Source organism: Burkholderia sp. Bp9142 (assembly GCF_003853415.1).
Taxonomy (GTDB): Bacteria; Pseudomonadota; Gammaproteobacteria; order Burkholderiales; family Burkholderiaceae; genus Burkholderia.
Genome location: NZ_QTPP01000052.1, coordinates 43,401 through 50,293, shown reverse-complemented (window position 1 = coordinate 50,293; position 6,893 = coordinate 43,401). Strand labels below are relative to the sequence as shown.

Sequence of the window (6,893 nt, the reverse complement as noted above, 5' to 3'; positions counted from 1 at the left end):
CCGATCGCCGCATGCATGGTGATGCCGAACTTCCAGAACCCGCTCGGCTTCCAGATGCCCGACGAGCGCAAGCGCGAACTGGTTGAGTTCGCAACTAAAGCGGACATGCCGATCATCGAGAACGGTGTGTATAACGAACTGTATTTCGGCGAGTCGCATCCGAGCACGCTGAAGTCCTATGACCGCAGCGGGATCGTGCTGCACTGCGCGTCGTTCTCGAAGAGCCTGACGGCGGCCTACCGGATCGGCTGGGCGTTGCCGGGCCGGTATCGCGATCAGGTCGAGAAGCTGAAGTTCCTGAACACGCTGGCGACGCCGTCGCTGCCGCAGCTCGCGATCGCCGAGTTTCTCGAACGCGACGGTTACGAGCATCACCTGCGGCGCTTGCGCAAGGCGTATGCGCAGCAGGCGAACCTGATGCGTGCGATGGTGTCGCGGTTCTTCCCGGAGGGCACGCGCATCTCGAGCCCGGCGGGTGGCTACGTGCTGTGGGTCGAGTTGCCGGCGCAGGTCGATGCGATGCGGCTGTACCAGCTCGCGCTGGAGCAGGGGATCACGATCGGGCCGGGCTACATGTTCTCGATCACCGACAACTACCGGAACTTCATCCGGCTGAACTACAGCAGCCCGTGGTCGCCGGAGATCGAGCAGGCGGTGATCGCGGTGGGGAAGCTGGCGGCATCGTGCATGCGGTGAAACGAAGGCCGGTGCGCGTCGCATGCACCGGCCTGTTTGATGCCGATATCCGGGCCGAACCGCGGGCCCGGATATCGGCGCGCGGCGATCAGCCGGCCTTCGTGCGCAGGAACGCCGACACGCGCGCGAGCCCTTGCTCGAGCACCGTCCGGCTGTTGGCATAGCCGATCCGCACATAGCCTTCCATGTCGAGCGCGCTGCCCGGCGTGAACATCACGCCGGTTGCCTCGATCAGTTCCGTGCAGAACGCGCGCGACGGCATGTCGAACGCGTACTTCAGCAGCGCCGTCGTGCCCGACTTCGGCTTGACCCACGAAATCGCCGGCTCGCGCTCGACCCATGCATCGAGAATCGCGAGGTTGGTGCGCACGATGTCGTGATTGCGCTGCATGATCACGTCGCGGTGCTCGAGCGCGAGTGTCGCGAGGTAGTCGTCGATCATCCCGACGCTGATCGTGTTGTAGTCGCGATGGACGCTCACCGCGTGGATCAGCTCGACCGGCCCGGCGATCCAGCCAAGGCGCAGCCCGGCAAGCGAATACGTCTTCGACATGCTCGCCGTGCTGATGCCGCGCTCGTACAGGTCGGCGATCGATGCACTGTAGCCGCTGCCGGCCTGATCGGTGCCGCGATAGACTTCGTCGCACAGCACATACGCGCCGCGGCGCTTCGCGATCTCGACGATCCTGCCGAGCAGCGCTTCGTCCATCAGCGAGCCGGTCGGGTTGTTCGGGTTGTTGATCGCGATCAGGCGCGTCTTGTCGTCGACGAGGGGCGCGAGCGCGTCGAGATCCGGCAGGAACCCGTTTTCCTCGCGCAGCTTCAGCACCTTCACGTTCGCGCCGTAGCTTTCCGGAATCGAGTAGTGCTGCTGGTAGGTCGGCAACACCGACACGACCGTGTCGCCCGGCTCCACCAGCGTTTCATAGATGAGCGCGTTGCCGCCGATCGCGCCGTGCGTGACGATCACGTTGGACGCCGACTGGCGCGCGTAGGTCGATGCGATCGCTTCGCGCAGACGCAGCGTGCCTTCGATCGCGCCGTACGTGAGCTTCATCGGACGCAGCTCGTCGAGCAGCGTGTCCTGCTTGTCGGTCATCGTCAGCAGCTGATCGACGGTCAGCGATTCGACGCACGTTTCCGCGAGGTTGTACGTACAGTGGTTCTCGTGCAGGTCCATCCAGCGTTCGACACCGAATTCCTTGATCTTCATGGTTGTTCCTTTCTCGGGTTGGCCTTGAAAGCGATGCTGCCAAGTATCTGCCTTTAAGAATGAATTGTCCATAGTAGACTAAAAATCTATATATCTGGATGGTGTGAGCCGAGAAAGCCAGGCAGCGCATGGCGATGATTGCCGGCCGCGATGCGATACCGGGACGGGCGAGCGGGGCGTTGCTGCCGGATTGACGTTGACCGGCCACGCGTCGATCAGCGACTGCCGCGCGCAACGGCGAGCATTACCCCGAAGCCGACCAGCAGGACGCCAAAGGTGCGGTCGATCCAGTGACGTAAGGACAGCAAACGATCACGGACAGCCTCGGCCGAGAAACAGACGGCCACCAGACTGAACCAGCCCGCGTGCGCCAGCGCGATGAACAGGCCGTAGCCGATCTGCACGAACAATGGCGTGCCGGGGCGGACGGCCTGCATGAACAGGCTGACGATGAACACGGTGGTTTTCGGATTCAGCGCGTTGGTCAGGAAACCGGTGCGCAGCGCCGCGAGATCCGACAGCGGCGCGGCCTGCGTCGCGGGCCGACCGTCAGCGGGTTTGGCCGCGAGCATCTTCGCGCCGAGGTAGATCAGGTAGATCGCGCCGACGAGCTTGACGGCATCGAAGAGCCACAGGGATTGACGGATCAGCAGGCCCACGCCGAGCAGCGTGTAGCTCACGTGTACCGTCACGCCCAGTCCGATCCCCCACGCGGTGAGCAAGCCCGACCGGCGCGACAGCATCAGGCTGTTGCGCGTGACCATCGCGAAATCCGGCCCCGGGCTGATGACGGCCAGCAAAGTGATGGTGAATACGACTATCCATTCCGTCATTGCATCGTCCTTTTGAAGTTCATCGTGATGCGTCAATATTAGGGATCAAGGTTCATCAGGAAAAACGATGATTTCTGACCAGAATGGTGAGTCTGACTCACATGAGGTTCGCGCCAATCTGCCGTCGTTGATGGCCCTGCGCTGCTTCGAAGCGGCGGCGCGCCATGAGCATTTCAGCCGTGCCGCCGATGAACTGCATGTGACGCACGGCGCCGTCAGTCGGGCGGTGCGTCTGCTCGAAGACGATCTGGGGGTGGCGTTGTTCGAGCGGCGCAGTCGTCGTGTCTTCCTGACCGATGCGGGCCGCAAGCTGGCGCAGGCCGTCCATGACGGTCTGCATCTGATGAGACAGGCCGCAAACGAGTTACGGACCGAGGCGGCCCGTGCGCAGCATTGGGTGCTGTCGTGCGAGCCCACGCTGCTGATGCGCTGGCTGATTCCGCGCTGGCCGGACTTCCAGGCGACCTATCCGGGCGTCGATATCCATCTCGCCGCGGCGGGCGGCCCGTTCTCGTTCGACCACGGTATCGACATGGCGATCCGCCGCAACGACTTTGCGTGGCCCGACGGTTATCACGCCGAGCAGCTGTTCACGGAAAGAGTTGGTCCGGTGTGCCGGCCGGATAACGTGGATACGTGGTTTTCCGGCAGTCGCGACGGTCGCGCGTTGAAGCGGGGCGCACCGCGACTGCATACCCGGACGCGGCCGGACGCATGGAAGGCGTGGGCGGCGGCCGCGCATCAGCCGGCGGGCGGCGGACGCGGGCAGGTGTTCGACCATTTCTATTTCAGCCTTCAGGCGGCTGTTGCGGGGCTGGGTGTCGCGATCGGTCCGTGGCATCTCGTGCGCGACGATCTCGAAAGCGGTGTCCTGGTCGCGCCGATGGGTTTCGTCGAAGACGGCTCGCACTATTGTCTGCTGACGCCGGAGCCTGTGAAGGACGGCAGCGCGCAGTCGGATCTGCTCGACTGGTTGAGGACGATGGTCTGACGTGTGAGCCGGATCGTTGCGCGACGCCGGCGATACCGAAAAAATGGTTCATCGCGGATTTCCGGGGGAACACCCGGGGAGGAACGTCGGCGTTCGGCCATGAAGCGTCATTCGCCCGCACCTTCACTCGGACATTCAGGCGTCAGTTCCACCTCAGGAAGCGGCCATTCGGTTCACGATAGCGAATGCTGCGTCATCGGCCTTTGCGGTCATTCCCGGCAAATCGTCAACGGCAACGAACGACCGCTTTCGAGCGTTAGTGCTTTGAGGCGGCGATCGGCCAAGGAGATGTGGGGCTCTCCCCTCAAGGCTGAACCTCATACGACGGAACTGCGGACAGGCGTTGATCGTCCAGGGCGCCACCGACGGTGAAGTGATACAGGCTTTGCCAGCTGTGATCCTTCACTCCGAGTAGCGTGTGCATTTCATCGTCAAAAAAACAGCCGATCCCCGTGGCGCGAACTCCGGCGGCCTCAGCTTCGAGATAGAGCGTCTGGCCGAGAATGCCGCATTCCCAGAAAAGATAGCGATATCGCCATGGTTGTTTCAAGGCTATTTCGAATCTCGCGATCATCCCCAGCGCAAAGCAGGAATCAGCGCCGATATCCTGGTGGCAGCAGATCAACTTTGCCGCCGCGCGCAAATCGTAAGGCAGTAGAAGATAGAGCGGCAGATGGTCCGGCCCGATCTTTTGCCACAGCCATTCTGGACGCAGAGACCGCTTGAGATCCGACAGCGCTCCCAAAGTTCTCACGAGCATATAGAGGCCCGGCTCCAGGCCGTCGACACGGTGCACCAACAGCGCCGCATGCACTGCGGTAGGAGACATCAGCGCATTCCACGGCGGCGTGTCGGGATGTGGCAACAGGCACGCCAGCATGCCGAAAAAGGCCGAGTCGCTGATGCGCGTCGTGCCATCGAAATTCACCGCGCTGCGACGCTGTCTGGCGATCCGGGCGAAGCTGAGATCGAGGGCTGGCGCCGCTGGCGACGAATACGGCTCCGGATTCGGCGAGGGTGCTTCACGAGTACGGGGCTTGTAGGTTGCGCGATGAATCGAATCGATGTCCGGCCACTTCACATGTCCCGAACTCAGCTGATTCGCACGTCCGTGCCACTGTGCCCGATCCAAAGCGGTCAGCATGCTCTCGAGATCGGGCCGCGTCTCAGGGTTGCCAATCCAGAGCAAAAGATCCGGCGCCTCCGCTTCGGCTTCTCTGAAATCTTCGCGGCGGTCCACTCCAAGCAAGTCGGCCACGGCATCATCCGCAGCCGCCTCCATCAACCGCGTCTGCCAGCCGAGCGCTGCTGCTGCGTAACTCATCGCGGCTATGACGTGGCCGCAATCCTGTTGGCAATAGCGCCAGGCGCGCATGCCGTATTTCCACGCTTCGCGCCAGTGGATCGAGCTTATGCCGACCAGGACACCATTCTCCGAAAACGCCTCAGTCCATTGCGACTCGTCCACCGCAGCGCGATATTCAAGCGCGTGATCCCGGCTCAGGTAGTGGTAGATGCCTGCGGACATGCCGGGCAGAGCTGGACACAGAAGATAGCCCTCGGTCGGATGCAGATTTCCGCTCGAAGGGTTGCAGCGCAGTGCCCACCGCTGGGCGCCATAGGATTTCCACGCCGACAAGCCGAGCGAGAGTTCGAACAGGATTGCCAGATTGGATACATCGAATCTGTGCGCGGGCGGCAGAGCGCCGCAGCGTAACTCGTTGTAGCGCGTGGCCAGGGTGTCCGCAGCTAACGGCAGACCAACGCGCGGTGCGCCGTGAAACTCCCGGAATGGGTCCGGCTGGGTTGTCCAGTCAAGCCCCCCGGGGCCAGGAGCGTAGAAGTCGAGACGGTGCTTGCTGCGTTCGTGATATTCAAGCAACGCATGCTTTAAGCGATCCATGTCCCCCTCAGGTTAGCGGGTCCGGACGCGAGCAGACAACCTACAGCTAGTGCAGGTCAGACAGAAGGCGTACGTGCAATGCCCGCGCAAAGGGGGGCCCCTCTCGCGAGATCGTGTACCGGTTCTGGGGACCACCCTGATGAAGGTCTCTGGCGAGTCCCAGAATCCGGTCGCGGTTGCGGTCGAAGGCCGCAAGCAAGGCGGGTTCGCCAGAACCCATGTTGGGGTTCAGTTTCGTCAGCATCGCATCGTCGACCAGAAAGGTAACCTCGCGAGAATCGTCGTAGCCCCAGAAGCACACACAGTGTCTGGAAGCGTCGTAGGTGCGACTGGGATTAGGAAAGTTGAGTGTCACGTCACTTTTTCCGATCTAACCCTCCTGACAGATATAACGCCACTTGCTCGCGTTGACATTGACACGAGCGTCACTTTCGCGCTGCTTCTGGGCGCGCTCGCTGTCCGCGAGCTTCAGTGCCAAGGCGCGCGCGGCGGCTTGTTCAGCGGGGCGCGCAACCGTAGCCACTGCTTTGCAAGAGCGGGATCGGAACCGCATCGTTACCGCGCCGTCAATGCTTACGGTGCATCCAACCCATGTGATGTGCATCGAGCCACTGAACCATCGCGTCGCCCTTGTAGTCGCGCATGTATCGTTGCGCCAGCATGAACGCGACGACCAATATGACCGCCAGGCCGACCACAAAGGCAATCATTGACTGAGTCATGGCAGCCTCCTTGCTGGGTCGCAACCACCTTTTCAATTATAGGTGATGCGCTCACGGAAGCCGGCATCGCGCCCGCCCCATGTACCGCGGGAACCGGGAACAAATCAGCGTTTCCCCCAGCCCGGTGGTCGAATAGAGTCTGTCCACTCCGCTTGGGTTCCGACCAATTTCTATCACGCCAGACAAGAAAAGCCGGCGCCTGGCCGGCTTCTGGTGACTGCTCTTCAGCAGTCTCGCGACTGACGCTTATCAGACGCACTATCCCGTGATTTGAGTCGCATTGCGCGTATTAAATTGATGATGGGCGCCGTCGCTTCGAGCTTCGACTTGCTTGCGCTTGCCGCGCTCAACTTGCTGTGCGTGCCGCTGATTCGATGCTTGCGTCGCATTTGTTCTCAATTTTGGATTGTTTTGGTAACGCCGATGAGGATCTCTATTCCGATTCCCATCGGTCGCCCCCAATAAAAACATTACATCGTCTGTTCGCGATGCCATTTGGCAACGCCTCGCAACATTGACGCTTTACCAACACTCT

At 61.7% G+C, this 6,893-nt stretch carries 6 protein-coding genes and 1 pseudogene; 2 read left to right on the top strand and 5 right to left on the bottom strand.

The genetic code is table 11. The features are described 5' to 3' along the window. A partial coding sequence (locus tag DIE22_RS34595) for a PLP-dependent aminotransferase family protein (protein ID WP_148093206.1) occupies window positions 1-696 on the top strand: 696 nt, incomplete at its 5' end. A gap of 88 nt (window positions 697-784) precedes the next feature. Here DIE22_RS34595 and DIE22_RS34590 read toward each other — a convergent pair. Next, window positions 785-1,909 (bottom strand): aminotransferase, encoded by a 1,125-nt coding sequence (locus DIE22_RS34590; protein WP_124607202.1) that lies wholly within the window; start codon window positions 1,907-1,909, stop codon window positions 785-787. Between the two features lie 215 nt (window positions 1,910-2,124). Continuing rightward, window positions 2,125-2,742, bottom strand: coding sequence for a LysE family translocator (locus DIE22_RS34585; RefSeq protein ID WP_124607201.1), 618 nt, complete (start codon window positions 2,740-2,742; stop codon window positions 2,125-2,127). A 67-nt stretch (window positions 2,743-2,809) separates the two neighbouring features. Here DIE22_RS34585 and DIE22_RS34580 point away from each other — a divergent pair, with 67 nt between their 5' ends. Then, window positions 2,810-3,733 (top strand): LysR family transcriptional regulator, encoded by a 924-nt coding sequence (locus DIE22_RS34580; RefSeq protein WP_124607200.1) that lies wholly within the window; start codon window positions 2,810-2,812, stop codon window positions 3,731-3,733. 304 nt (window positions 3,734-4,037) lie between these two features. Here the strand turns inward: DIE22_RS34580 and DIE22_RS34575 are convergent, their stop codons facing one another. From DIE22_RS34575 to DIE22_RS38425, 3 genes and pseudogenes are all read right to left on the bottom strand, one after another. Then, complete coding sequence (locus tag DIE22_RS34575) at window positions 4,038-5,636, bottom strand: SagB/ThcOx family dehydrogenase (RefSeq protein ID WP_124607199.1); 1,599 nt, start codon at window positions 5,634-5,636, stop codon at window positions 4,038-4,040. A 106-nt stretch (window positions 5,637-5,742) separates the two neighbouring features. Beyond that, a pseudogene (locus DIE22_RS34570) lies at window positions 5,743-6,006 on the bottom strand (DUF1488 domain-containing protein); the annotation flags it as partial. Window positions 6,007-6,202: 196 nt separating this feature from the next. Then, window positions 6,203-6,358, bottom strand: a complete 156-nt coding sequence (locus DIE22_RS38425) for a hypothetical protein (protein WP_185640760.1) — start codon at window positions 6,356-6,358, stop codon at window positions 6,203-6,205. Between the last annotated feature and the right edge of the window lie 535 nt (window positions 6,359-6,893).